Origin of the sequence: Mesorhizobium sp. C120A, assembly GCF_030323105.1 — a bacterium.
Lineage (GTDB): Bacteria > Pseudomonadota > Alphaproteobacteria > Rhizobiales > Rhizobiaceae > Mesorhizobium.
On the sequence record NZ_CP100476.1, the window covers coordinates 6,240,013 to 6,266,230 of the forward strand.

General features: G+C 59.3%; 14 protein-coding genes and 10 pseudogenes. 6 read left to right on the forward strand and 18 right to left on the reverse strand.

Features of this window, described 5'->3' with window-relative positions:
• Positions 1-407: 407 nt before the first annotated feature.
• From NL532_RS32470 to NL532_RS30340, 13 genes and pseudogenes are all read right to left on the reverse strand, one after another.
• A pseudogene (locus tag NL532_RS32470) lies at positions 408-1,813 on the reverse strand (CapA family protein).
• Positions 1,814-1,891: 78 nt separating this feature from the next.
• On the reverse strand, positions 1,892-2,923 hold the full coding sequence (locus NL532_RS30285; RefSeq protein WP_023829701.1) for an ABC transporter ATP-binding protein: 1,032 nt from the start codon (positions 2,921-2,923) through the stop codon (positions 1,892-1,894).
• Complete coding sequence (locus NL532_RS30290; RefSeq protein WP_023829702.1) at positions 2,920-3,927, reverse strand: ABC transporter ATP-binding protein; 1,008 nt, start codon at positions 3,925-3,927, stop codon at positions 2,920-2,922. The genes NL532_RS30285 and NL532_RS30290 overlap by 4 nt, the downstream gene beginning before the upstream one ends.
• A gap of 1 nt (position 3,928) precedes the next feature.
• Positions 3,929-4,810: an ABC transporter permease gene (locus tag NL532_RS30295; RefSeq protein WP_023829703.1), complete on the reverse strand. Its 882-nt coding sequence runs from the start codon at positions 4,808-4,810 to the stop codon at positions 3,929-3,931.
• A 1-nt stretch (position 4,811) separates the two neighbouring features.
• Positions 4,812-5,753, reverse strand: coding sequence for an ABC transporter permease (locus tag NL532_RS30300; RefSeq protein ID WP_023829704.1), 942 nt, complete (start codon positions 5,751-5,753; stop codon positions 4,812-4,814).
• Positions 5,753-7,353 (reverse strand): annotated as a pseudogene (locus NL532_RS30305) (ABC transporter substrate-binding protein). Before NL532_RS30305 ends, NL532_RS30300 begins: the two are co-directional and overlap by 1 nt.
• A complete protein-coding gene (locus tag NL532_RS30310) occupies positions 7,325-7,816 on the reverse strand; it encodes a hypothetical protein (RefSeq protein WP_286488176.1) in 492 nt (163 codons plus the stop codon). The pseudogene NL532_RS30305 and the gene NL532_RS30310 overlap by 29 nt, the downstream one beginning before the upstream one ends.
• 120 nt (positions 7,817-7,936) lie before the next feature.
• Positions 7,937-8,194 (reverse strand): transposase, encoded by a 258-nt coding sequence (locus NL532_RS32475; RefSeq protein ID WP_023829706.1) that lies wholly within the window; start codon positions 8,192-8,194, stop codon positions 7,937-7,939.
• A 46-nt stretch (positions 8,195-8,240) separates the two neighbouring features.
• The gene (locus tag NL532_RS30320) at positions 8,241-8,792 is read right to left on the reverse strand and encodes a carboxymuconolactone decarboxylase family protein (RefSeq protein WP_245270358.1); all 552 of its coding nucleotides are present in this window, start codon (positions 8,790-8,792) and stop codon (positions 8,241-8,243) included.
• A gap of 19 nt (positions 8,793-8,811) precedes the next feature.
• Positions 8,812-10,137 carry an aspartate aminotransferase family protein gene (locus tag NL532_RS30325; RefSeq protein ID WP_023829708.1) on the reverse strand — a complete coding sequence of 442 codons (1,326 nt, stop codon included), beginning with the start codon at positions 10,135-10,137 and terminating at the stop codon, positions 8,812-8,814.
• 52 nt (positions 10,138-10,189) lie between these two features.
• On the reverse strand, positions 10,190-11,758 hold the full coding sequence (locus NL532_RS30330; RefSeq protein WP_081731056.1) for a gamma-glutamyltransferase: 1,569 nt from the start codon (positions 11,756-11,758) through the stop codon (positions 10,190-10,192).
• 702 nt (positions 11,759-12,460) lie between these two features.
• Positions 12,461-14,065, reverse strand: a complete 1,605-nt coding sequence (locus tag NL532_RS30335) for an ABC transporter substrate-binding protein (RefSeq protein WP_023829712.1) — start codon at positions 14,063-14,065, stop codon at positions 12,461-12,463.
• Between the two features lie 939 nt (positions 14,066-15,004).
• The gene (locus tag NL532_RS30340; RefSeq protein ID WP_023829713.1) at positions 15,005-15,952 is read right to left on the reverse strand and encodes an aminotransferase class IV; all 948 of its coding nucleotides are present in this window, start codon (positions 15,950-15,952) and stop codon (positions 15,005-15,007) included.
• A gap of 346 nt (positions 15,953-16,298) precedes the next feature.
• On the opposite strand from NL532_RS30340, the pseudogene NL532_RS30345 reads away from it, so the two are divergent.
• The 5 pseudogenes from NL532_RS30345 to NL532_RS30365 form a co-directional block, all read left to right on the forward strand.
• A pseudogene (locus NL532_RS30345) lies at positions 16,299-17,174 on the forward strand (IS630 family transposase).
• 136 nt (positions 17,175-17,310) lie between these two features.
• Positions 17,311-18,650, forward strand: a pseudogene (locus tag NL532_RS30350) (IS1380 family transposase).
• 318 nt (positions 18,651-18,968) lie between these two features.
• Positions 18,969-19,747 (forward strand): annotated as a pseudogene (locus NL532_RS30355) (tyrosine-type recombinase/integrase).
• Positions 19,748-19,757: 10 nt separating this feature from the next.
• Positions 19,758-20,457 (forward strand): annotated as a pseudogene (locus tag NL532_RS30360) (IS91 family transposase).
• A gap of 380 nt (positions 20,458-20,837) precedes the next feature.
• Positions 20,838-21,539: pseudogene (locus tag NL532_RS30365) on the forward strand (IS630 family transposase); the annotation flags it as partial.
• Between the two features lie 256 nt (positions 21,540-21,795).
• Here the strand turns inward: NL532_RS30365 and NL532_RS30370 are convergent.
• Positions 21,796-22,821 (reverse strand): annotated as a pseudogene (locus NL532_RS30370) (IS110 family RNA-guided transposase).
• A gap of 75 nt (positions 22,822-22,896) precedes the next feature.
• On the opposite strand from NL532_RS30370, the pseudogene NL532_RS30375 reads away from it, so the two are divergent.
• A pseudogene (locus NL532_RS30375) lies at positions 22,897-23,151 on the forward strand (transposase); the annotation flags it as partial.
• A gap of 12 nt (positions 23,152-23,163) precedes the next feature.
• On the opposite strand, the gene NL532_RS30380 reads toward NL532_RS30375, so the two are convergent.
• The 4 genes and pseudogenes from NL532_RS30380 to NL532_RS30395 form a co-directional block, all read right to left on the reverse strand.
• The gene (locus tag NL532_RS30380) at positions 23,164-23,616 is read right to left on the reverse strand and encodes an Lrp/AsnC family transcriptional regulator (RefSeq protein WP_023829718.1); all 453 of its coding nucleotides are present in this window, start codon (positions 23,614-23,616) and stop codon (positions 23,164-23,166) included.
• 235 nt (positions 23,617-23,851) lie between these two features.
• Positions 23,852-24,177, reverse strand: a pseudogene (locus NL532_RS32480) (IS110 family transposase); the annotation flags it as partial.
• Complete coding sequence (locus tag NL532_RS30390; protein WP_155923861.1) at positions 24,153-25,661, reverse strand: M20/M25/M40 family metallo-hydrolase; 1,509 nt, start codon at positions 25,659-25,661, stop codon at positions 24,153-24,155. The pseudogene NL532_RS32480 and the gene NL532_RS30390, both read right to left, overlap by 25 nt.
• Before the next feature lie 271 nt (positions 25,662-25,932).
• Positions 25,933-26,124 carry a hypothetical protein gene (locus NL532_RS30395; protein WP_023829720.1) on the reverse strand — a complete coding sequence of 64 codons (192 nt, stop codon included), beginning with the start codon at positions 26,122-26,124 and terminating at the stop codon, positions 25,933-25,935.
• Positions 26,125-26,218 lie beyond the last annotated feature (94 nt).

Below are 26,218 nucleotides of genomic sequence, written 5' to 3' on the forward strand. Positions count from 1 at the left end.
TCTGGCGCCGCATGACCGCATGACCCGCTTGCACGACATTGCCTGTGGGATCTCCGTAGATCGCCGACGATGTGAGTAACCGGAAGCTTCACCGGATGGATGCGTTGCGGATGCCGAGCGGGACGGAAAGGTCGCTTCTTCGGCGAGCTCGATTGCGGATTACCGACGCGACGCCGGCCGCGATCCAATCAACTGCGTGGACATTGCTCTTCATCCCTATTTGTTGATGATCTTGAAGGTGTGAAGGGCTTGGCCGCCTTCCAGTCACGTGGGCATCAAACCATGCAATGATGCTGTCACGGCCCTCTTTGACTTCGTGTGAATGACTGCGCGAAAGCACATGGCCGGAGTTGTCATCCGCAAGACGACTATTCGAGCGAGGCGGCCAGTCGCCCATCTCCGAATTGTTATGCTGAGCTCGTCCGCACGCGAATGATTCCAATGCCATCGTCAATCTCAACTCTCGTGCCAAGCGCCTCCGAGAGCTCCTGAACTCTCTCCAGAATGGCATACCCTTGCGCTGCCGGAGCCAAACGGGGAACTCCGCGGTTGGCAAATCTGGCACGGCGACGGAGTTCAATCGGATGGAGCCGTATCTCAGCCAACTGGTTTTCTTCAAATCGGCTTACGCTGATGACGCTCTCGTAGAATTCTGCGTCGCGAAGGGGTAGGAATCCTTCTGCCGACGGATATCCTATAGCCATTTCATGAGCACTTACCTCTGCATCGGTATGAAGCCGAGGATCTTTGCCGTGTGTTTCGAACATGTCGGCCCCGACGGGAGACCTCAGGTCCTGATTCAAGAAATTACCCAAGGCATAGAAGATGGGCCGGCCTTTGTAGATCTCAATGCCCCTGACATGGTGCGGTCCGTGATTAATATATACATCTGCTCCGGCGTCGATCAGTTTGCGCGCAAATGACTGTTCATAATCAGCCGGTTCGCGGCTAAACTCCCCCGGCTCGTGGCCATGGTTGGTGGCAATGCAGAAATCGCTGAACTGCTTTCCCTGACGCACGTTGCGCAAAATGTTGGCTAGATCTCGCGCATTTAGTTCGAAGCTGTAACCTGGCTTTTCCCCGGCTTTGAACACTATCTCCCCAAATGGCCATGGAATAACGACACGCGAAGCATCGTTGGGGGGGGAGAATACCAAGGAAGGGCCTCTCGCACCGCCTTTAAGTTTTTAAGCATTTCAGGCGAGACGACGATGCTTTTCGCCAAACGGAGGGGGTTAAGCCCAGGTCTGCCCGGGGCCTCGCCGGCAGGCTCGCACGCACGAGCCATCGGCTCGAAGGTGGCGGCAAAGGAAATCAACGCCACTCTGCCACGCGGAGTTTCCAGATACCGAGCGGCGCCGGCTTGAGCCAGATTTTCGCCGGCGCCGGCATGAACAATTTGGTTGTCATCTAGGGCGCGACTTGTCTCCCGCAGACCCTCAACCCCCCAGTCAATCGTATGATTATTCGCGCGGCTGACGATATTGAATCCCATCGCTTTCAGGTCAGGCCCCACTTCTGGAACACTGACCAAATAGGCTCCCCCATACTCTGCCTGAGGACATCCCTTGGATTGAACGTCCAAGATGTTGGTCTCCAGATTCCCGAAAACCACGTCGTTGCCGTCAAAGACCTTTAGGACTTCATCGAGGCCCGGATAATAGCCTTTCTTGACAGGTCGCCCGTAAAGAAGGTCGCCGACGGCCGCCATTGTAAATCCATCACCAACGTTCGTCGCAATGGATCCGACCTCGTCAAACCCATCGTCCTTAATAGGATCGTGGACACCATTTGCGCGCGGATCTTTTTCCATAAACTTCTCACTTTTACTATGCTCTAATATTGTTCCGTTTTGCGTCCAGCCTCTTTATTTCACGACAGAGGCATGTATCTAGATGACCGGAGCGCGTCGATCGCCGGCATTTACCTTCGAGTGCTTCCAGGCATCTGCAGCGGGGGCGCGCACATGACATGCCACGACGCGTCCGTCCGCCAGTGGAACCAAAGGCGGCACGTCGATGCGGCAACGCTCGACAGCGAGCGGGCAGCGCGGGTGGAACGCGCACCCAGTTGGCGGATTGATGGGGCTCGGCACTTCGCCCTCAACCGGAGCCCCAAGCCGAACGCGCGTGGGATCCGGCACCGGAGCTGCCGCAATCAGTGCCTCGGTATAGGGATGGACCGGTTTCCCGAAGAGCGCCTCGCTCGGGGCGAGCTCCACGATCCGGCCCAGGTACATCACGGCAACGCGATGCGCTATGTGCTCCACGACGCCAAGATCGTGCGAGATGAAGACGAAGGCGATGCCCATCTGCTGCTGGAGATCCAGAAGCAGATTCAGGATCTGCGCCTGTACGGAGACGTCAAGGGCGGACACCGCTTCGTCGGCGATGATGAGAGAGGGGTTGAGCGATAGGGCGCGTGCAATGCCTAGACGCTGGCGCTGACCGCCCGACAATTCGGACGGGAGCCTGTGCATCATCTCCGGCGACATTCCGACTTTTCGGAGAAGGTCCGCCGCGAGTGCCTGACGCTGCTTCCGGCTGAGACGCTCAAAGTTCTCGATAGGCTCTCTAATAATCTCTCCAGCGGTAAGGCGTGGATTGAGCGACGAGTAAGGATCCTGGAAGATCATCTGCATCTGACGGCGCCAAGCGTGAAGCGCGTCTTTCTTGAGACCGGCAATGTCGGTTCCGTCGATCAACACGCGGCCAGCTGTCGGTTGCATGAGCCGCATGAGGAGCCGCGCGACGGTGGACTTGCCACAACCGGATTCACCGACGATGCAGAGCGTCTCACCCGCCTCGACGGAAAAGGATACATCCTCCACCGCCCGGATCACCGGGACGTTTTTCTTCAAAATGCCTGAGCCGAGCGGATAATGCTTGGTCAGATGCTCGACTTTCAGCAAAGGATTGTTCATGCGCCCATCACCTCTTCAGCGCGCCAGCAAGCTGCCGCGTGATCCGGCCTGACATGACGCAGAGCTGGTGTCTTCTCGCGGCAGATCTCTATGGCGAACGGGCAGCGAGGCGCAAAGCTGCAGCCGACAATAGGCTCGCGCAGGTTTGGCACGATGCCGGGGATTTCCGGAAGGCGGCGCTGACGGCCTCGCCGCGGATCAGGCACCGATCGCATCAGGCCCTGGGTGTAGGGGTGCGCGGGACGCGCAAACAGATCTATCACGTTCGCTTGTTCAACGATCCGGCCGGCATACATGACAATGACGCGTTGGCATGTCTCGGCTACAACGCCAAGGTCATGCGTGATGAACATCACGGCCGTTCCCATGCGCTCTTTCAGATCGACGATGAGCCGCAGGATCTGCGCCTGGATTGTGACGTCAAGCGCGGTCGTCGGCTCGTCGGCGATCAATAATTCCGGCGAGCAGGCGAGAGCCATGGCGATTATGGCGCGCTGGCGCATGCCGCCCGACATTTCATGCGGATAGTTGTTGACGCGGCGCTCGGGGTCCGAGATGCGGACGAGACGCAGCATCTCCTCGGCTTTTGCCGTTGCAACGGACCGGGAGGCCTTGGTGTGGATCTGTACCGCCTCGGCGATTTGGTGGCCGACGGTATAGACCGGGTTCAGGCTCGTCATCGGCTCCTGGAAGATCATGGCGATCTGGTCGCCGCGGATCTTCCTCATCTCCCGATCGGACAGCTCAAGCAGGTCGCGTCCGTGGAAGCGGACCTCGCCACCGACAGTCCTGGCGGACAGCTTCGGCAGCAGGCGAAGGATCGAGAGAGCGGTGACGCTTTTCCCGCATCCGGACTCGCCGACGACCCCAAGCGTTTCGCCCTTCTTGACCTGGAAGCTGATGCCGCCCAGGGCGCGGGTGACGCTGTCTTCGTCGTAAAAGTGTGTCTCAAGGTCTCGAACGTCGAGAAGTACGTCGTCCTCTGCAGATCCTCGCATCAGCATGTCAGCGTCTCCGCTTCGCGCGGGGATCGAACATGTCGCGCAAACCGTCGCCGAGCAGGTTGACGGCAAGCACTGTGACGGCAAGGCAGATACCGGGGGCGAAGATCGTCAACGGTGCGATGGCGAGATACAGGCGCGAACTGGCAATGATGTTACCCCAGCTCGGAATGTCGGGCGGCACGCCCACGCCGAGGAAACTCAGCCCCGCCTCTGTCATGATCGCGCTAGCGCAGACAGTAGCGCCCTGGACCATCAGCGCCGGAATGGTACTCGGCAGGATATGTCGCCACAGCACCTTCGGCAGGCGCGCACCTCCGCAGAGCGCGGCCTCCACATAGGGACGCTCGCGAACGCCCAGAACCACCGAGCGAACCAGCCGCGCGACGCCTGGTGTCTCGGGGATCGCGATGGCGACGATGAGGATGGCGATGCCGGGGCCTGTCAGAGAAATGAGCGCAATTGCCAGTAGAATCGTCGGGATCGACATCAGGCCATCCATGACCCGCATGACGATATTGTCGAAGCTGCGGCTGTAACCTGCGATGACACCGATCAGGAGCCCGACCACGGCCGCGCTTGCAGCCGATAGCAGCCCGACTAGGAGGGAGATGCGGGCACCGAAAATGGTTCGCGCAAACACATTCCGGCCCAGATGGTCGCTCCCGAACCACATTTCGGCGGAAGGCGGCTGGAGGCGTTTGAATGGATCCATGTTCACCGGATCTCCGGCGTAAAGCGGGGCAGCGAGCGCCAGAATGATCAACACCGACAGCAGGCCGCCGCCTGCAAGAACGAGCGGATGCCGGCTCGCCAGACGGCGAAGGTCAGACAGTCGCAGCCGCCTCATCGGGGCGGCTTCAACTGGTGCGGAGAGGAGGGTCATATCAGTACCGGATTCGGGGATCGATCAGCGTATAGGCTAGATCGACCGCGAGATTGATAAGCACGTACAGACCCGAAGTCAGGATGAGTACGCTCTGGATTATGGGATAGTCGCGGTTGTTGATCGCATCGACGACCAGACGACCGATGCCGGGTATGTTGAACACCGTTTCCGTGAGGACAACCCCGCCGATGAGCCAGGCAAAGCTGAGGCCGATGACGGTTAGGATCGGGACGCCGGCATTCTTCAAGGCATGGTGGAAAAGCATGGCATAGGATGAAGCGCCCTTGGCGGCGGCGGTTCGCATATAGTCTTCCGAGAGGACCTCGAGCATGCTTGCACGAGTGATTCGAGCAATGAACGCAATGAAGCCGAGACCCAGAGCCACGGTGGGCAGGATCAGGTGCACAAACCAGGACTCGAGGCCCTGGTTAATCGGGACGTATCCTTGAACCGGCAGCCAGCGCGCCCTAATGGCGAAGAAGTAGATGAGGAAATAGCCGATGACGAAGATAGGGACTGAGTAACCAAATGCCGAAAACGCGGCGAGGAGGCGGTCGACGACCCCCCCAGTTCGCCACGCGGCAAGAATGCCGAAGGAGACCCCGACCCACACCGAAAGGATCATCGTCAGGATCGACAGGGAAAGGGTGGGCTCAAGCCGCTGCGAGATGAGCTCGAGAACCGGTCGCCCGGAAAAGATTGAGATGCCGAAATCGCCGCCGAGCATCTCCCGGACCCAACGAATGAACTGAATTGGCATAGGATCGTTCAGGCCCAGCTGTTCGCGGATACCGGCAATCATCTCCGCGGTGGCCGACTTGCCGGCGATGATCGCAGCCGGGTCGCCCGGCGCCAGCCTGAGAAGCAGGAAGACGAACATCCCAACCATCGCCATGACGGCGATGGCCGACACTATCCTGCGTAGGATGTAGGTCGTCATTACGATGCCTTCTGCATGTTCCACATCGGTCTGATATTCGGAATCCCAATGAGACCCGAGAGCGCCTTCCGGTGCAAAATTGGCGAGGCCTGCTGACCCAGCCTCACGTCGCCGACAAAGTCCCACCATACTCGTTGCATCCCACGTGCCAGCGCCTTGCGCTCGTCGAGCGTTTCGACATCTGCCCATTTGGCTCGAAGGGTCTCAAATTCGTCGTTCTTCGGCCAGCCGAACCATCCCTTATCGCCATTTGCGAGGAGGAAGGATGTGGTGAGCGGATTACCGAGGGAATAATCCGCCTCGTCCGTGACGAAGATGCTCCAGCCTCCGCCTTCAATAGGCCCCTTGTTCGCGCGGCGAGCGACAATACCCCCCAGTCACTCGGGGCAAGCTCCGCATTGACCCCAATCTTTCTCAATGTGTTTGCCAGGAGCTGAGAAATATTGTTGTATTCGGATACGTTCGTGGCTTGGAGAACGACGACCTTTTCGCCGGCGTATCCGGCTTCCTTCAGGAGTTCCTTGGCTTTTTCCGGGTCGCCACCCTTTTTGAACCACCCCGTATTTTCGTCATTTGACACCGGCGTCTCGTTGCCAAATATCGAGGTAACAGTGCGGCTGTATTTCGGGTCGGGGGAGACGACACGCAAAAACGCCTCTTGATCGATGAGGTGAAGCATCGCTTGGCGCGCCTTGACGTTGTTGAATGGCTTTTGTAGATGATTCATACGCAAGACGTAGTCACTGCCCGCCTTGTCTAGAATCGTGAGTTGTAGGTTCGGATCACTTTCAATTTCAGAAAGAAGATCCATCGGCGGCGATTGGAGGTAATCAATCTCACCCGCTTGCACGGCTGCAAACGCAGTCTGCTGATCGGCGATATTATTCCAAATGACGCGGTCAACATTGACGATCTTCCCACCCGCCAGTCCGTTAGACGGTTCCTTGCGAGGTAGGTATTTTTCGTTACGGTCGTAGGTGAAGCTCGCGCCCGGCTTAGCGAGAGCATGGTTAAACCTAAATGGCCCCGATCCGATATTCGCTGTTACCTGTTCAGTTGCGGGAAGGTTTGCGTCCTTTTCACGCATCATGAACATGCACGGCGTTGCGATGTCCGCGAGAATATTGATCAAAAGCCCTAACGGCTCCTTAAGCGAAATCGTGAACGTTTTGTCGTCCTTCTTCGAGATATCCGCGGTTCGCGCCATGATCAGCTGGCCGCCGGGAGTCACCTGGGCCCAGCGACGGATCGAGGCAACGCAGTCCGCTGCGGTAACGGGCGTGCCGTCGTGCCAGCCTAAGCCATCTCGCAGCTCGAAGGTATAGGTCATCTTGTCGTCGGAAACGCCCCATTTGCCGATCATTTGCGGCTGCGGCATAAACTTGGAGTCGAGAGCGAAGAGCGTGTCGTAAACCGCCGCCCCATGGTCGGCAGTTATGTTAGCCGTCGTAAGGGTTGGATCGAAGACGCTGAGATCACCGTTTTTCACCATCCGGACCGTCCGCGCATCGGTCGTCTGCGCCCGCAGGACCGACGGAATTGATAAAGCTGTTCCGGCGGCCACGCCGAACTTAATGAGGTCGCGTCGAGAGATTGTCATGTTCCAGTTCCCCTTTGAGGCATTGGCGTAGCAAATCCGCGCTTATTGGGTGTTGTCTCCACCACGGGCAAATGAAGACACCTGACCGGATGGCGACATTTGGAACCGTAGCCCGTTGAGCAAAGAAATTTCGCTCAAAACGGTTCGATTCTGAAATGCGAGCTGCAGAAGACGGCGTGGTTTGAAACGCATCGACCCGCTCCTCGTTAGCTTCGACCACATCGAGATCCAAAGGGCCTGGACGATCGGCACCTGGCAGGCTTCTCTGATTGGGGTTTGAGGTCAAGCTCCTCCTGCTTTCTTTCCCGGTCGTTGTCGCTCCGTGGGTCACTCGCTTCTCTTCGCGGTCGGCGCAGGGCCGCATGATGGGGTCAGTAGAGCGAGGCGTCTCAATCTGTTGAACGACCGTGGGAACCCGAAACCACTCCTTCTTCATTTGTCCGTTGTCCACTTCATCTGACACGGGACCGGCTCCTTGCCGTAGCGGAATTCTGTCGCATCAACCCACATGCGATCAGGATGACGGCGAGTTTGCAGCCAACCGCGACCCGGGCCCCCGCCATACCGCGCCGCTTGGCGACGTTCATGCCCCACGCGGCAGGCTCGACCACTTTTTACTGCGCACAAGCAGTGTGTGGGCCGCTTCGTAGAGGGAAGTACGGGCAAGCTCGTCGCCGCAGCAGCTGACTTTGCCCTGGATGTCGGTCTCACCGGTCTGGTAGCGCGCGGGGTCAGGCCCAGATGCGCGCCGACATTCCTCGAACGGCTGAAACCGCTCCGGCCGGTCGATCGTGGCCCGGAAGGCGACCGCGGTGATGGGTCCGACGCCGCGAACGCTCATCAGCCGCCGACCAAGTGGTGGCTACTCGATGGCTTCGCAACATAAACTATAGTGGCCGCTCTGCAATTTCAGTTGCGACTTTTTCATCTAAAGGAGTATCGTAGGTCATCAGAATATAGCCCAATATCGAATAGAAGCCGACGGTCGCGATGAGGTCGAATACGGCTTGTCTTCCCATAGTTGCGGAAAGTGCGGCTTCGAGATCTGACGGCAAATGTGCTCCATCGAAAAGTGCATCGACAGCTCTGGCGATGAGCCCATCCTCGCCATCGGGCGAGTCCCACATAGCTCGAATTCGGACATCCGAAATGCCAAGGGCACGAGCGCGGCTTACGTGGTGGATCCATTCATAGGCCGAGCCTATTCGTTTCGCAGCCCGAAGGATAACGAGTTCGGACCGCACAGGGCCAAGCGCACTGTCTTTAACGATATGTTGCCGTAGGGGAGCCCATGCTTTCAGCAATGCCGGGTGATGAGCCATCGTGCGATAGACGTTCAGTGCACCGGCAAAGCCACCTTTCATATTCTCGATTTCTGCCGGCCAGTGTTCGTCGGTTACAGGCGAACAAGGACATGTCGTCATCAGAGAGTCTTTCATTGCATGGGCCAAGCCCGCCCTAACTTGCTACGGCTGCATTTATAGCGGCCGCCAGGCGATCAACAATTAAATCAATTTGCTCGGGCTGAATTACGTAGGGGGGCGCAATCAGCACATGATCGCCATATATTCCGTCGATGGTGCCGCCCATCGGGTAGCACATTAGGCCCCGCTGCATCGCTTCCTTCTTAACCCTTGAATGAATTTTGCGCGCTGGATCGAAAGGCTGCCGGGTGTCCTTATCCGCCACAATTTCCACGCCACGGAATAGACCGCGGCCGCGAATGTCACCGACGTGGGGTGATTGACCGAGCGCCGCATCAAGTCCGGCCTGAAGGCGTTCGCCCATCGCGATAACGTTTACCATGATTTCCGGACGCTTCAAGATTTCAACCACCTTGCTGGCTGCCGCCGCAGCAATCGGATGACCAATATAGGTATGTCCATGTTGGAAAAGGCCAGAGCCTTCCGAAAACCCACGGTAGATTTTCTCAGACAGCATCACTGCGCCAATCGGCTGGAACCCCCCGCCCAAACCCTTCGCAATGGTCACTAGGTCGGGAACTACCTCTTCCTGTTCCAGAGCGAAAATTGTTCCGGTGCGACCCATTCCACACATTACTTCGTCGAGGATCAGCAAGATGCCGTACTTGTCGCAGAGCTGCCGGATCCGCTTGAAGTAGTCCGCCACAGGTCCCACGGCACCGAGCGTCGCACCTACCACCGGTTCGGCTACGAAAGCCATGACCTTGTCGATACCCAACTCAAAGATTTTCGCCTCAAGCTCGGCGGCGAGTCGATCGGCGTAGGCTTCCGGTGTTTCGTCCGCCTGCATGTCTCGATATCCATAGCAGGGGGAGACATGATGGGTTTCCGGTAGAATCGGCTCAAACAGCGCGCGGCGCCAGGCATTCCCACCAGTAGCCAGTGCACCAATTGTATTTCCGTGATAGCTCTGTCGGCGTGCAATGATATGTCGTCGCTGCGGTTGGCCAATTTCGACGAAGTACTGACGCGCCATTTTGAGAGCGGCCTCGACAGCTTCGGAACCGCCTGAAACGAGATAGACGTAGTCCAGCCCCTTCGGCGCTACCTCAACCAATTGTTCAGCAAGCTGTTCAGCCACATCAGTTGTGAAGAATGACGTATGAGCATAGCTGATGCGACCCATCTGCGCCTTCATCGCTTCAAGGACTTCTGGATGATTGTGACCAAGGCAACTTACTGCGGCGCCGCCCGACCCATCTATGTAGCTTCGCCCACTATTATCCGTAATGTAGATTCCCTCTCCTGCTACGGCTCGTGGAAGATTTGTACCGATCATTCGATGGAGGATTTTGGTCATTAAGATGTCTCAAAGTTTTGGGGTATGCGACGTCGGTTTTAGCTCGCTTCGGTCAGAGGGCGGGGTCCACAACTTCAGCTTGCGCTGGCACCACGACGCATGTGCCATCCCACGCATTATCGGCAGAACCGTAAGAATGACCGTCCGCATTATGCCCAACCGCTTGAACTACACCGAGGTGATCGCCTCCCACCGCACTCACCCCAAGACCGGGCCAGCGCATTCGGAGCGAGGCGATCGCCTCGGGCCCCACCTCGTCATGAGCGCATACACCGCTTTCCGACATATTCACCCTCGGCATACGGAGCGCTTCGCCCAAGCTGACTCCACGGTCGACTACATTTATGATCGCCTGAACGATTGCGCCGGGGATAAGCTCGCTGCCTGCGGCACCGACGGAGAGGATCACGCGGTCACCGCGGGTGACGATTGCCGGTGACATCTCTGTTACGTCACGAGCGCCAGGTGCCGGATCGCTGCTCATCCGATAGCTTTTTGCGGGAAGCAGGCCGAACGCCGCATCTGTCGCGCGGAGCCCAAAATGAGGACCTATTGACATGGTCAGCGCCACCGTCGCGCCCTGAGCATCGAGCGTCGAAAGATGTGTAGTATCTTTCTGCTCCGTCGCCCTGATAGTCGGCGCCACGGACTGCGCAACGGTGCGCGAATTGTCGAGCAGGCATGCCGTAATCTCCGCAGCGCGGGCGGCAATGAAGTCGGGGGCAATCAGTGTCTCGAACGCGTGCCCAGCCAGCTTGGGTTCGAGCGAGCCGAGGCGTTGGGGCCGGTCTGCAAAGCAGGTTTCGATGACAGCGATCAAACGGCAGGCTTCGGCGCCCGTCAGATTATCGGCAAAAGGAGGCAGGCGATCCAAGATGGACAGCATTTCAATAAGGGTGTGGCCCCAGCCCTGACGGCCAATTGTGGTGACCTGACAGTCACGGAAGCTGGCGTGGAGGATCTCGCCGTCCAGAGCTGCGTTAGCTGCAAGATCGTCAGCGCGCCAATATCCGCCACGGGCACGAACTCCTTCTGCCAAATTTCGAGCGGTCTCACCGCTGGTGATTGCTGCAGCACCGCATTCACCGAAAGCTCGCAGCAACGCTGAAAGATGGCCATGACGGAAACGGGCCGGTGGTCGAGCATCATCGAGATAAGGCCCGGCACCCCCCTTCGCCAGTGCGGCGGCATTCTGAGCCCAGGCAGCAGCAAGGTGATGTGGCGCGATAAAACCCTCTTCAGCCAGCCGCGCCGCCGGCGCAGCTACTACAGAAAGAGACAGCCGGCCATGCTCTGCGTGCAATTTTTCCAGCGCCTGTGGCAAGCACGGGATCGCGGCGAAAGCTAATGGTCCAGCGCCTAGCGTTTCGGGTAAGCAAGAAGGAATCGTGCTCGCCCCATCGATGGCGGCAAAACGTCCTTCACGTGTCCGCAGTACAATTTGGCACCTTCCTAATAAACTTGCATTCGCAGGGTCGGCAACACACATCGCCAATGCAGCCGCCACTGCCGCGTCCGCCGCCGTGCCACCCTGCCGCAGCATCTCGGCACCAGCTTCTGTCGCAGCGGGCGCGCCGGTCGCGACGACACCGCCCCGGGTAGTTTGATGAATGCTCAACATAAAAGTACCCCAACTTTTTCCTGAACTCCGCGGATCGAGGGCACGCTAGCCGTCGCCCGACGCAGAGTTGAATCTCAATACTCGGTTCCTAGACGGAATTCGGGAAGCATGACCTATGGCAACGCAACGTTTGCGTCAAAGTGCTGACAATGTTGAAATGGGTCCCACAAATGGCGGTCTCGGTTGACTTGTTGTTACTTTTGTAACGCTCCTAAGGACTGTGGTGGATAGGTCATAGCCTCTGTTCTCGCTGCACATAGCAAAGTCACTGCAATGCCTCTCCGCAGTGGACTGACAATAGGTAAGATAGAAGTCTGAGCCAGGCTCGTTGCCACTACGTGCAGACCACAATTTAATCAATAACACTTTATAGACAATTAGATGCGCCGTGAAAGTGTTGCTGTTGCAATAGGAGCGCGGTCACTTGTACGGGTCGTGCGATGAATGAAATGCAGGCGAGACTAAGAGCCACGGTGAGAAGGCTCAAGTGCCCCCAAGGTCGAGGCCCTCGCAATCGGTATATATCCTTGGGCCGGCAGCCAGCGGATGACGGCGATCATCACCGCCATGGCCGAGGCGGCGATGATCGCCGCGGGGTCGCCGGGCGCCGGCCTGAGAAGCAGGAAATCGAAGATCCCGACCATCTGCCCTGACAGCCACGGTCGACACCAATCTGCGAAGGATGTAACCGGCCATTTAGGCTCAGGCCTTCTGCATGTTCCACATCGGGATGATCGCCGGCATGCCGATGAGGCCGGTCAGAGTCTTCCGTCGCGCTATTGGCGCGATGTATTTTCCCAGCCTCACATCGCCGACGAAGTCCCACCAAATCCTTTGCATCCTGCGGGCTAGCGCCTTGCGCTCCTCCCGTGTTGCGACGTCAGCCCATTTGGCCCTTAGCGTCTCATATTCGTCGCTCTTCGGCCAGCCGTACCAAGCCTCGTCGCCATTGGCGGCTAGGAGCGGGTCTGTTAGAGGATTGCCGAGGGAGTAATCCATTTCCGTGGTAATGAACATGTTCCAGCCGCCGTCCTCAACGGGGCCTTTGTTTGCCCGGCGGGTGCTGACGCCGCCCCAATCGCTCGGCGCGAGCTCGGCGTTGACTCCGATCTTCTGCAGCGCGGCCGCCAATAGCTGCGAGGCATTGTCGCCCTCGTGCCAGTCCGTCGGGGCGAGAATGACGACCTTCTCGCCGGCGTATCCAGCCTCCTTGAAGAGCTGCTTGGCCTTTTTCGGATTGCCGCCCTTCCTATACCATCCCGTGTTTTCATCGTTGGAAGCTGGGCTGGTGTTTCCAAAGATCGAGGTGAGGTCACTGGAATATTTCGGATCAGGGGCCATGACGCGCATGAACGCCTCCTGGTCAATCAGGTGAAGCACAGCTTGACGCGCCTTGACGTTGTCAAACGGCGGCTGCAGGAAATTCATGCGCACGAGCGCGTCCTGACCCGCCTTGTCCAGAATCTGAAGTTCAAGGTTAGGATCGCTCCCGACCAATGAGTAAAAGTCTGCCGGGGGCGTCTCCAAGTAATCGATCTCACCCGCTTGTAAGGCCGCCATCGCCGTCTGCTGGTCGGCGATAACATCCCAGATGACGCGATCGACTTTGACGACCTTGCCGCCGGCCAATCCGTCAGACGGTTCCTTGCGCGGTGCATATTTTTCATTGCGATCATAGGTGTAGCTTGCGCCTGGCTTAGCAAGAGCTTCGTTGAACTTAAACGGCCCCGAACCGATAGTCGTAATCACCTGCTCGGTGGCAGGCCGGTTCGCGTCCTTCTCTCGCATGACGAACAGGCACGGCGGCGTCAGATCCGCAAGGAGATCGATCAGAACTCCCAAGGGCTCCTTGAGCGCAATCGAGAAAGTCCTGTCGTCCTTCTTCGAGATGTCGCTGGCGCACGCCATGATCAGCTGCCCGCCGGGGGCCACCTGGCCCCAGCGACGTAGCGAGGCGATACAGTCTGCTGCAGTGACGGGAGTGCCGTCGTGCCAGCCTAACCCGTCTCGCAGCTCGAACGTGTAAGTTTTCTCGTCGTCTGAGACGCCCCACTTTCCGACCATTTGCGGCTGAGGATTGAACTTCGAGTCGAACGAGAACAGCGTGTCGTAAATCGCCGCGGCGTGGTCGGCGGTGATGTTAGTCGCCGTATAGATCGGATCGAAGATGCGCAGATCCAGCCCCTTCACCATCCGCACCGGCCCTGCAGAGGCTGGCGCCGTTTGTGCCCGTAGGACCGAAGGGATCGATAGAGCCGTTCCGGCAGCCAAACCCGCCTTTAGGATTTCGCGTCGAGAGATTGTCATGTTTTAGTTCCCCTTTTAGTTGGCGCGATTAACCCGCGCTTGTTTTGGTCTTGTCGATACCGACTATCGAGGGTTCGCTTGCCGCCTTATGTGGCACTAGGGAATAATATCTCCGAGGAGAGAGAACTTGCGTCAAAATGCGGCGACTGTTGAAATGCGAGCCGCACAAAGCCGTGCGATTTGAAATGCGTCGCCCAGGTCCGCTGCAGCTGCGTGATCTCCCGCCTTCGCATGGCGGAATTTAAAGGAAGGACCGACATCGCAAGAGGTTCGGCCGTGTTTGACGAAGTGCTTGATCAAGCCGGAGTCCGACTGAACATATGCAGAGGGGCCGGCGGTCGCGTTGGACATCGCGCCCCTTGACGGGCGGGGTGGCGGGATGTGTCTGACCACAGGCCAATGCTCGGCATTAATGCGACAATGCGGTTTGTAGAGCCCGCAGACTTCAACCCGGCCAGTTCCGCCGACAAATAGACAATGAAAGCGTTCCTCACCGCAACTCCGCAGAAATGGCATGAAGCAAGTCCTACAAAGGTGCGTGAAACTGGACTCTCATCATCTAGTGGCAACCCGTCCAATGGCTAGCGCCGCGAAGTCATAAGTGGTGACTCAGCTGCGAACCCATGATACCCTAGAAGCCAGTTCTGACACCGACGTAAACTGGCACCATTTCGCAGAAAATAGACGGGGCGGTTGCCTCATCGAGGTAAGCGTACTGGCGCGAACTCGGCGGCGCAGAAAGTCGCCGCATCCTCGCGGATAGTGCACCTCTTTCGACTGCAGGTCTCCCAGCAGCCGGGAGACATCGGTGTGCATTGGGCATCACCAAATCAGGGCGACGTCCGCTGAAGCACGGCTGTTCGGATTGCGGGCGTTTGCGTAACGACAGCTCATCGTCGCGAAGCCGCTTGCCCACTTGCCGTGCACCGCCCATTCCGCTTAGGGATAGATGACGGCAGTCGACCATGCCGGCTCATCGTGTTTATGCCAGTAGAGATCCATGAGCCGGCGGGTAACGGAACCGACGTGTCCATTGGCGATTGCGGTATCGTCGATCCGGCTCACGGGCATAATGCCGCCGGCGGTTGAGGTGATAAACACCTCGTCAGCCGCTTTGATCTCAGCACGACTGATATCAGCAGCCGTGGCGTACAGCCCAATCTCAGCGCAAAGATCGAACACAGTCCGGCGAGTGATGCCCGGCAACACCCCAAAAGCGGGCGTCCTCAAGGATCCGTCCTTGACAACGAACACATTGAAGCCAGGCCCCTCCGCAATGTGGCCGTTCGTGTCAACGATCAGCGCGGTCTCCGCTCCTGCGTCATAGGCGTCGAATAGGCCCTTCACTAGGTCGAGCCAATGATAGTTCTTGATCGCGGGATCGATTGATTTTGGCGGGATGCGGACGGTGTCGCTGATTGCGACGTGCAAGCCTCTCTCCAGCTGTTCCTTGTTAGCAACCGACCCAAAGGGGACGGCAAACGCGATGAAGCGGTTCTCCGCCTGGCGGGGGTCGCGGCTGAAGGTAGGCGATGAACCGCGCGTGCAGATCATCTCCACGTAGGCCGATCTATGGCCTGACAAAGCGACGCAATTGTTGAGGATGGATGCTATTTTCTTGCGATCATAGGGCAGCTTCATTCGCAGCCGTTCGACGCCCCCGAAGAAACGATCAATATGCAAATCCAGCCGGAAGAACCTGCCATTCCAGACGTGCACAGTATCGTAGGTTGCATCGGAGTGCAGGAAACCCCAGTCGAGCACTGAGATTTTGGCCTCGGACATCGGCAGATATTGTCCATCCACGAACGCAACCCCGTGCGGGTAGCGCCGTCGGTCAACGTAATGTTCATCGATAGTTGGAAGGACAGGCAAGATCTGGGTCATTGAGGTCGCCATTCTTTTTTCCTTCACCGAGACAGTTACTTTGCCACGATCGGGCAACTACACCCGTCCTCAAGCAGGATCGACTACGCCCTCTACATCGCACAATTGATTAGACGAAAAAGCACAATCTCATGCGGGACGCGAAATGACGGTTTCAAAAAGCGGCCCGAGTGATGACTTCTGCGCAGCCCGCCCAAGTCTAGCGCACGTCCTGTGATCGATGAATCGATTGTGATGTGGGCTGCGTTTTTTGCTGATTTAGCATCCACCTCGATGGAGGTTGACGGTAGGGAGAGCATTTAGCGTGGATCTTCGGTCGCGGGTCTTGAAGGCTTCGGACGAGGGCATGTCGGCGCGGCAAGCGGCGGCGCGGTTCGGCGTGGGAGTGTCCAGCGCGATCCGCTGGATTGCGCGGGCGAAGATCGGCGAACTGGCGCCACGCCCGCAGGGCCGCCGCCGCGCCTCCAGCCTCCGATACGCATGAAGCCTTCATCGTCGGGCTGGTCGAGGAGCGCAAGGGCATCACGCTGAACGAGATGGTGGAGCGGCTCGTCGCCGAGCAGTCGGGTGCGGATCAGCCGCAGTTGAGCGCCTGGCTTCGCAGCCACGGGTTGACATTCAAAACAAATCCGCGCACGCACGGGAGCAGGATCGCCCCGACATTCTGAAGCGGCGCCGGGACTGTTTCGACGGCCAGCTCGACTCGATCCGGCGAAGCTCGTGTTCATCGATGAGACCGGCCTCTCCACAAAGATGGCCCGCACGCCTGGAGAGCTCCGCGCGGCGAGCGCTGCCGGGCCGGCGTGCCGCATGGCCACTGGAAGACCACTATCTTCACCGGAGCGCTACGGTTGACGGGCATGACTGCGCCCTTCGTCTACGACGGCGCCATGAACGGCAACCTGTTCCTGGCCTATGTCGAGCAGGTGCTGGTCCCGACATTGTCGGAGGGCGACGTGGTTGTTATGGAAAACCTGCCCGCCCATACCGCCGGCGTGCGCGACGCGATTGAGGCCGCAGGCGCGAGCCTGCTCTACCTGCCGCCTTACAGTCCCGACTTCAATCCCGATTGAGAACGCCTTCGCCAAACTCAAGGCGCTGCTGCGAGCAAAGGCCGAGAGAACCATCAAGGCTTTGTGAGACGCGGTCAGCGCGGTCGTCGACTCATCCCCCCGCCGAATGTGCCAACTACTTTAAGGCCGCAGGATATGAACCGGGTTAAACAGGACGGGTTCTAGCCCGTCTTATGCACGACGATGGGGCTTTGAGGCTGGCGGATGTAGCTTAAGCGATTGATTGGCGTAGGATTCGGTTGCTTAGGCCAACCCTTCCACCGCATTTCGCGAGCCACACCCGCCATGACCGAGGATACGTTGCTGCCGCTGTCTTTTCCAGCCGTCGGACGCAAGAAGGTCACAGCTGCGTTTGACGGCGGACGCATCACCTCGGATGGCGGCGTCATGCTTTTGGCCGCGGCCGAGCGACGCCTGCAACTGGCCGACAGGCTGGCGCTGCGATCCACGATCCGCGCGATCCAGCGCGCGTGACGCACGCTATGGCCGACATCCTGCGTGCCCGCATCTTTGCCATCGCCTGCGGCTACGAGGATGCCAACGATCTCGACCGGCTGCGCACCGATCCGGCCTTCAAGCTCGCCTGCGGGCGGCTGCCCGACAGCGGGATTGATCTGTGCTCGCGGCCGACCTGTTCGCGGCTGGAGAACCTGCCCGACCTCAGGACCGTCATCCGGCTCGGCTGGGTGATGGTCGATCTGTGGCTGTCGAGCTATGCCGCGCCGCCGAAAAGCGTCATGCTCGACATCGATGATACGCTGGATGTCGTTCACGGCCATCAGCAGCTCTCGCTCTTCAACGCCCACTACGACGAGCGTTGCTTCCTGCCGATCCACATCTACGACGCCGCGACAGGACGCCCGGTCGCGATGATCCTGCGTCCTGGCAAGACCCCGACGGGCAAGGAGATCCGCGGCCATCTGCGCCGTCTCGTGCGCCGCATCCGCGCGTGCTGGCCGACCACCCGCATCCTGATCCGTGGCGACAGCCATTACGGCCGGGCGCAAGTCATGGCCTGGTGCGAGAACAATGCGATCGACTACCTCTTCGGCCTACCCGGCAACAAGGTTCTGCAGCGGCTCGTCGACGAGAGCGCCGAAGACATCCGCACCCGCCGCGCGCTCGAGCGCAAGTCTGTGCTGCGCGGCTATGCCGAGACCCGCTACAAGGCGAAGTCCTGGAAGGCCGAACGCCGCACCTGCGCTCGCATCGAGGCAACCACCCTCGGCCTCGACATCCGCTTCGTCGTCACCAATCTCGACAAAGGCTCCGCCGAGCACATCTACGACGTGATCTACTGCGCCCGCGGCCAGGCCGAAAACCTGATCAAGATGCACAAGAGCCAACTCGCCTCCGACCGCACCTCCTGCCGCTCACCGATTGCCAATCAGGCCCGTCTTGTCCTGCACACCGCCGCATACTGGTTGATGCTCACCCTGCGCGAGGCGGTGCCCACGACCCATCATCTGCGCAACGCCGAGTTCGCTACGCTGCGGCTCAGGCTGCTCAAGCTCGGCGCCCGCGTCATCGAAACCGTCTCGCGCATCCGCCTGGCCTTCGCCGCCTGTCCCGAGGCAAGTCTGTTCCGGGCGATCGCCAGCAATCTGCTACCGGCAGGACCATGACCGCCGGGGCAGCGGGCCCCGCCGAACCACACAGCTTCCACCCTCCAGCGCGTTCACAAGTCCAGACACAGCCGCGGTGAAAAAGACGCCGAGCCGCCACCTGTCCGCCGCTCAGCGGCAAACAAACCCAGATCCGTCATGAATAAGACGGGCTAGAGCGGAATGAATTGAGGCTGAATCGGCGGGGATTCCCTTAGGCTTGCAAATCTGATTGAACTAAACCGCTGTCGCGGTAGCTGATGCGCGGGTCTGGCCTGAGGAGACCCCCGTCTGAGAAGATTTGGTGTTGAGCCAACCTTCCAGACAGGAGAACCCCAGATGGCCCAGATAAGCCCTCTGCGTCAGCGGATGATTGAAGATCTGACGATCAGCAATTTGTCACCGGAGACCCAGCGATCCTACGTGCATCACGTGGCGAAGTTCAGTCGATTTTTTGGACGATCACCCGATCAACTGGGATACGAAGAGGTGCGCGCCTATCAGGCCCACTTGGTGGGCCGAAGGGTCTCGTGGGGCGCGTTGAACCAGACCGTTTGCGCCTTGCGTTTCTTCTACGGCGTGACGCTGGGTCGATCTGATCTGCCTGAGCGGATCGCTTACGCCCGGACGCCGCGCAAGTTGCCGATCGTGCTGAGCGCCGATGAGGTGGTCGGCTTTCTGCAGGCCGTGAAGGGGACGAGGAACCGGGTCGCTCTGATGACCACCTATGCGGTGGGCTTACGCGCCGCGGAGGCGGCGCGTCTGCAGGTGACGGACATCGATAGCAGCGCGTCTATTGGCGGTTGACCAAGCCGGGGCGATGGCTATTTCCTCGGCGCGATGGCCGCGGCCCGATCCACCCACAGACCTTAGGGATCGCCTGTCGAGCAGCCTGCGAGTTCCTGGGCGTTGAGAAGCGGGTGACGGTGCACACCCTTCGCCACAGCTTCGCCACCCACCTTTTGGAAGCCGGCACGGACATAAGGATCATTCAGGTGCTGCTGGGCCATCGCAGCCTGGCGACGACGACACTATACGCCCAGGTCTCAACGGCTGTGATCGGCCGGACTGCCAGTCCTTTTGACCAACTCCGCATGGAGATCCCGCCGCCCGGCTGAGCCGCGCGCCATGCGCCCGGATCTGGAAGTGGCGGATGTATTCCACCGTAACGGGGCTGATTATCGCCACGACCATGCCGGCCATCTCGGGCGTGTCGAGCGCCGGGTCATGGCCGCGGTGGAGGCGTGCCGGACCGCGGCCCTGGGCGGTCACGCCGAACACTGCGCCGACTGCGGTCTCGTGCGGCAAGCCTATAACTCCTGCCGCAACCGTCACTGCCCCAAGTGCCAGGGTCTTGCCCGCGCCCAGTGGCTGGCCGAGCGGCAGGCTGAGCTGCTGCCGGTCCCATACTTCCACGTGGTCTTCACCGTCCCGGCCCAGATCGCTGAGATCGCCTTCCAGAACAAGGCGGCGGTCTATGCGATCCTGTTCAAGACCGCATCGCCACGACAAGTTCAAGCACAAGCTCATGACCTTAAGCGCCGACGAGTTCATCCGGCGCGTCCTGCTGCACGCTCTTCCAGACGGTTTCCATCGCATCCGCCATTACGGCCTCCTCGCCAACGGCCACCGCGTCGCCAAGCTCGCCCAGTGCCGTCTTCTTCTGGCGGCGCCCACGCCGCTGACGCCGGACCCGACCGCCGACTATCGCCAGCGTTACCGCTGTCTCACAGGGCGCTCCCTGAACATCTGTCCGGGCTGCGGCGGCGCCATGGCCTCGCTCGGCCCGATCCCGCGCAAGGCCCCGACCTGGCCAGACACCTCATGACAACGCTGCGCACCGACACGCTCGCACCGTCCATCCCGGCGTCTGCTACAGTCGCCGAAGGGCCTTTGCGCGCCGCTAGTCAAAGTCGCAGCCTGGCTGTCGCCAGCAACGCTGCACCTCAGCGTCAACGACCCAATGGCGCCATCTCTCGCGTCGCAGATGGTCCTGCATCGCGACGACGGGCGACCGCCCAAGAGCGATCGGCGAGCCCGCTCCGGCGCCTGGACACACTGTCGAGCAATCCCCATAGCCCCGCCCGCCATCCCGCGGTTCAGTTCAATCAGGCTTCAATGCAGTCGCGACCCGTGCGAGCCCGTACCATCGCGCCCGCGACCACACAGAACCTTCAACCTGCTGGCTGGGTCAGGAGGCCAGCATGGATGGGCAAGCCTTATTCGATGGATCTTCGCGAACGGGTTGTTGCGTCAGTTGAGCAGGGTGGACTGTCGCGGCGGCAGGCGGCAGTACGCTTTGAGGTTGGGATCAGCACCGTCATCAGATGGGTAAGCCGGTTGCGCGAGACGAGCAGTCTTGCGCCCGGCAAGATGGGTGGGCACAGACCGAAGAAGATTGCCGGAGAGCATCGGGAGTGGCTGCTGCTGCGCTGCCGGGCTGCGGATTTCACGCTACGCGGTCTTGTGGCCGAACTTGGCGATCGCGGCCCGAAGGTCGATTACCGTTCGGTGTGGGAGTTCGTCCACGCCGAGAAGCTCGGCCACAAAAAAAGATGCTGATCGCGGCCGAGCAGGATCGCCCGGATGTAGCACGCCGGCGGGCACAGTGGGCAAAGTATCAGGATCGCATCGATGCTTCTCGTCTGGTGTTCATCGACGAGACCTGGACCAAAACCAACATGGCCCCGCTCAGGGGATGGGCGCCGCGCGGCGAGAGGATCAAAGCCAAGGTGCCGCATGGTCATTGGGAAGACCATGACCTTCCTGGCAGCGCTGCGCCACGACCGTGTCGAAGCACCATGGCTGATCGACGGACCGATCAACGGCGAGCGCTTCCAGCTCTATGTCGATGAGGTTCTTGTCCCAATCCCCAAGCCCGGCGACATCGTCATCATGGACATGTGTGGACGCCCCCGTCAGCGCAAGAAGAATCTTATATGAAGAATGAGGAGCGTGGTCGGGTGCTGACATGTGTCCGGCCTCTGATGCGGCGTTCCACATGCCGCGGGCCCGTATGGGAGTTCGCGGAGCGGGTCCAATTCAATCTCGCGTGCTCAAGGCACGTATCCATGATCTGGTTTTCCCGATCCCGTCTCGTTGACCGTTGCGCCATACTCTCCGTTTGACCTTCTCACACTTTCGAGGCCTTCCCGGCCGAGCGGAACTAACCCGCCACGGCCGGAGCCCGATAGGCTCCGCCTTTCGCCATCAATGCCCAGACGATGCGTGCCGTCTTGTTGGCAAGCGCGACGATCACCAACATGGGCGGCTTACGGTCCAGCATGCGCATGAGCCATGGGTCCGCAGATTTCCCCTTCCGCATCGCCCAGCGCACGGCAGCGCTGGCCCCTATAATGAGCAGGCGGCGCAGAGTTCGTTCGCCCATGCGGGACGTCTCGCCAAGCTTCTGCTTCCCGCCCGTGGAACGCTGCAACGGAGTGAGCCCCAGCCAGGCCGCAAAATCACGCCCCCTTTTGAAGGTCTGAGCCGACGGAGCCAGAGCGGCGAGAGCAGTCGCGGTGATCGATCCTATCCCCGGGATAGTCATCAGTCGTTTCGATTCCGCGTCCTCCCTGGCGCGCCGGGCGATCTCGCGGTCGAGCACAGCCACCCTCTCATCTAGCGAGCGCAACTATTCCACGAACAGACATAGGATCGGACGGGCGGCCTCTGGGATGGCGGAGCCATGATCCTCGATCGCCGTTACAAGCTTGGCCACATGGAAAAGGCCCTGCGCGGCCACCAGCCCGAATTCGGCAAGATGGCCACGTATCGCATTGATGGTCTGGGTCCGCTGGCGCACCAGAAGATCGCGAGCGCGAAACACCATCGCCGCAGCCTGTTGTTCCTACTCTTGGCTGCCACAAAACGCATCGTCGGCCGTTGCGCAGCTTCGCAGATCGCCTCCGCATCGGCGGCATCGTTCTTCTGCCTCTTCACGAAAGGCTTGACGTAGCCCGGAGCGATCAGCCGGACGTTATGTCCCAGCTTCGTGATCTCCCGCGCCCAGTAATGGCTGCTGCCGCAGGCCTCCATGGCAACCGTTGCAAGCCGGCTGCGCATCAAAGAATTTAAGCATCTGATCGCGGCGAAGCTTCTTTCTAGACAGGATAGCTCCCGATGCATCTGCACCGTGCACCTGGAACACGTTCTTCGCTAGATCCAACCCGATCATGCTAACTTCCGACATGGACGCCTCCGTTCAAGTGATGATCAACGACACCACTTTGGCACAGCGATGCCGTCAGGGGGCGTCCACCCCATCAATCTCGGCTCGCACAAGGGCAAGGCCGTGCGCCGCGCCATCCGCTCGGCCGGCGCCAGGCTGTTCTTGCTGCCCAAATACTCGCCCGACCTGAACCCCATCGAGAAGCTCTTCGCCAAGCTCAAGCATTGGCTGCGCAAGGCTGCAAGCCGAACGGTTGAGACCGTCTGTGACGCCATCGGCCAAATTCTTGGCACCGTCACTTCAACCGAATGCAGAAATTACTTCACTGAGGCCGGCTATGCCCCAACCTAAATTCATCCCGCTCTAGACCGTTACCCGGGGCTCGAACTTGACGCGATCAAGCGAAATCATGCTCTTGAATTTTCGGACATTGGGGTTCGTATAGAGCTTTGTCTTGACGAAGACGTCAAAGGCCTCGACGTCCTCAACGGCCACGATCAGGACAAAGTCGGCGTCGCCCGTAACCATGTAGCACTGGGTAATCTCTTTGGCCGCGCGCATCGCGCGCTTGAAATCGTCGACGAGGTCAAGACGCTCCCTGTCCAGCTCAACCGTGACAACAACGGTGAGCGATTTGCCGACAGCTTTCGGATCCACCAGCGAGATGTCCGCAACGATCACGCCATCCGAACGCAGCTTGTTCACTCGACGCATGCATGATGCCGCCGAAGAACCAACTAATTCCGCCAATTCGGCAAAAGAGAGCCGGTTGTTCTTTTGTAGAGCCGTAAGGATCCTTCGATCTAGGTCATCCATGGAATAATGTCTGCTTTGATTGCAACTTCAATAATCGCGGGTGGTTGCGCTAAGATCATTGCAGTTTGCCATGAAAATTGAAATAATCAAATCAATCTCGACCCGCCGACCGAGAGAATTCGCAGCCGCCCCAGTTCAGGGCGCCCGTCTTATGGCGCCGCAAAGCCCTGGCATTTCAAACGACGCCGCTGGGAGGTGGAACTTCTCCGGGGTCGGCCACGAATTGTTAGCACACGCGTGAGGATATATGGCCGTCATAATCGACTTCTCCCGATTGGTAGCGGCGGTTGTCAGGCCGATCCAAGCGGCAACAGAGCGGACTTCTTGAAGTTGCCCGGATCTTGCGGTAATGGCGCCGGGATCCACATGCGTATGCTGCATTGCTTGGCTTTGACGTGCATCTGCGACAAGCTGGCGCCCAAGCTCGACGGCACGGATGCGAATGCTGCGCCAAGCTTCCAACACCGGTAGCACGACAGGAGCAAGTTCGCTCTGATCGATAAGGAGGCTCCGGCATGCGGCAACGAAAAGGCTGCTTATTCCTCGCATGCGATTTGATACAGATACTCGATAAAGCCAATTGTAGCTTCGTCGAATCCAGCTACCTTCGGATCTGTGCTTTCAACGATTATAAACTCATCCGGCGCGTGAAGATTCCCACCTCGACCTAGGCCGAAACCACAAGCTGGCACGTTCAGCGGCCGAGCGGTGAAAATCACCCCGGGCCAGGAGCCGGGAGCCCTCGGCACAAGCGTATGTTCGACGCCTACGCGTGTGAGTACCGCGCGCTGTGCCCTGATAATCGCAGTATCCTCATCTATTTCGGTGGGATCGTAGCCACCCGTAACGTTCACTTCGATATCACCGAAGCCGTGCGTTCGGAGGTGCGTGTTCAGCTTAGACAGTAGTTCACCCGTCGTTTGATCAGGAACAAGACGGAGATCAAACTTCGCTTCGGCTCGCGCGGGCAAGATCGACATCCCGCCGGGTCCAGTATATCCGGCGATCAGGCCTTGTAGATTGATCGTCGGCTGCGATGCGAGGCGTTCGAGACCGGCGCGATAGTCTTCATCATTGAACCAGTGCTTAATCCCGCGGCTCGTCATCGCGTCTTCTTCGCTCGTAATACGGGCGGTTTGCGAGATGAGGTCGCGCTGCCGATCGGTCAGTGGCTTCACATTTTCGAACCAACCGTCGATCGCGGGCGTGTGTCCATCGGCCTCCACAAGAGTCGTCAGCGCCTTGATCAAATGCCATGCTGGACTGTCAACTCGGGGAGCTTCCATTGAATGAATGTCAACGGTGGGCCCACGTCCCCAACGCTCGCCGCTTGCGATAAGCTGAAATTCTACTGTGCCTTTCGAGCCCAGTACCACTGAAACGCTTCCGCTGCTCGTCTGGGTAAGTTCGGGGACCACTACGCCGATGCATTTGCGTAGCGCGGCCAGCACTTCTGGCTCCTCCGTCACCTGACGAAAATTAGGTGATCCGATCTCCTCCTCTCCCTCAGCGACGAGGGCGATGTTGACGGGCAACTTGCGGCCCGATGTCAGAACAGCACGAATTGCGGCCAGGAAGGCGGCTTGGGGACCTTTTTGGTTTTCTGCGCCGCGCCCTATCAACACTTTGCCAATGCTCGGCTTGTGGACAATGCGGCCCTCGAGAGGTGGCGAGGACCATTTGGAAGTGTCGAAAGGCATCACATCGTACATGAAGTAGATGCCGAGCCATTTTGAAGCACCGGCGTCAAGAGTACCGAAGACACCCGGCAAGCCGTTGGTCGGCACTATCTTGACGCGTTGAAAGCCCGATTCTTTGAGAAGGGTCGCCATATGCTCGGCTCCCTCCGACACATTTAAGCGTTCTTGAGCTAGGGTTGGAAGGGCAATCCACTCCCGTAACATCTCAACCGACGCATCGTGCTGGACCGCGACGATTTCTCGGAAGACAGCCTGGACGTCTGTCGGCGCGAGCGTCGCCTTATCGGCGGTAACTTCGCGTTCGTTATGCATCGGGCTGGGTACGGGTAAATTTATTTCTTTCATCGTCGCATCTCACTCGCTGTCTCGGCGTAACCTATTAGCGCCGACCGCGCGAAGCGCTCAGCGCGTATTCGGCTCACGGGTTAATTCTAGAGGAGTTGTTGACGCAAAATTATTCAAAACCCTCGGGTACACGCAGATCGCGTTTCAAAAGGGTCAGTTCCTTGACAGAAACTCACACATTTACCTTCTGATGCCGGTAGAGCACTCGGCTTACGTTACTGCGCTCACATCGTGCACTCCAAGCAGAGAAGGCCTTATCATTTTCTATTCCTCACACCCGCCCGTCAGCCGGGCGCAGCGTCTCGAGCTGCTCACGCCAGTCCCGTCTGGCTGTCTTGAAGTCGCGGATGCCCTGGGTTATCAAGAGCCCCTTGACGCGGCTCGAATGCTGGCCGCGTTCGTTGACGAGCCAAGCCCGTTCCCGGCTGCGACGGCGATCGTTCTCCTGCTCGAGGCTCGGCACTCGCACAACTCGGCAGACCCTCGGGCTCGCCACGTTCCAGCTCCATGAGCGTGCGCAGCAGCCCCGCCGCGGCGGTTCGGCGGTCGACCAGGAT

What these genes read in the sequence shown, in the direction of transcription:
- NL532_RS30290 (WP_023829702.1), bottom strand. Translation starts at nt 3,927, where the DNA reads ATGCTGATGCGAGGATCTGCAGAGGACGACGTACTTCTCGACGTTCGA.
- NL532_RS30300 (WP_023829704.1), bottom strand. Translation starts at nt 5,753, where the DNA reads ATGACGACCTACATCCTACGCAGGATAGTGTCGGCCATCGCCGTCATG.
- NL532_RS30330 (WP_081731056.1), bottom strand. Translation starts at nt 11,758, where the DNA reads ATGTTGAGCATTCATCAAACTACCCGGGGCGGTGTCGTCGCGACCGGC.
- NL532_RS30390 (WP_155923861.1), bottom strand. Translation starts at nt 25,661, where the DNA reads ATGAAAGAAATAAATTTACCCGTACCCAGCCCGATGCATAACGAACGC.
- NL532_RS30380 (WP_023829718.1), bottom strand. Translation starts at nt 23,616, where the DNA reads ATGGATGACCTAGATCGAAGGATCCTTACGGCTCTACAAAAGAACAAC.
- NL532_RS30285 (WP_023829701.1), bottom strand. Translation starts at nt 2,923, where the DNA reads ATGAACAATCCTTTGCTGAAAGTCGAGCATCTGACCAAGCATTATCCG.
- NL532_RS32475 (WP_023829706.1), bottom strand. Translation starts at nt 8,194, where the DNA reads ATGAGCGTTCGCGGCGTCGGACCCATCACCGCGGTCGCCTTCCGGGCC.
- NL532_RS30335 (WP_023829712.1), bottom strand. Translation starts at nt 14,065, where the DNA reads ATGACAATCTCTCGACGCGAAATCCTAAAGGCGGGTTTGGCTGCCGGA.
- NL532_RS30325 (WP_023829708.1), bottom strand. Translation starts at nt 10,137, where the DNA reads ATGACCAAAATCCTCCATCGAATGATCGGTACAAATCTTCCACGAGCC.
- NL532_RS30320 (WP_245270358.1), bottom strand. Translation starts at nt 8,792, where the DNA reads ATGAAAGACTCTCTGATGACGACATGTCCTTGTTCGCCTGTAACCGAC.
- NL532_RS30340 (WP_023829713.1), bottom strand. Translation starts at nt 15,952, where the DNA reads ATGACCCAGATCTTGCCTGTCCTTCCAACTATCGATGAACATTACGTT.
- NL532_RS30295 (WP_023829703.1), bottom strand. Translation starts at nt 4,810, where the DNA reads ATGACCCTCCTCTCCGCACCAGTTGAAGCCGCCCCGATGAGGCGGCTG.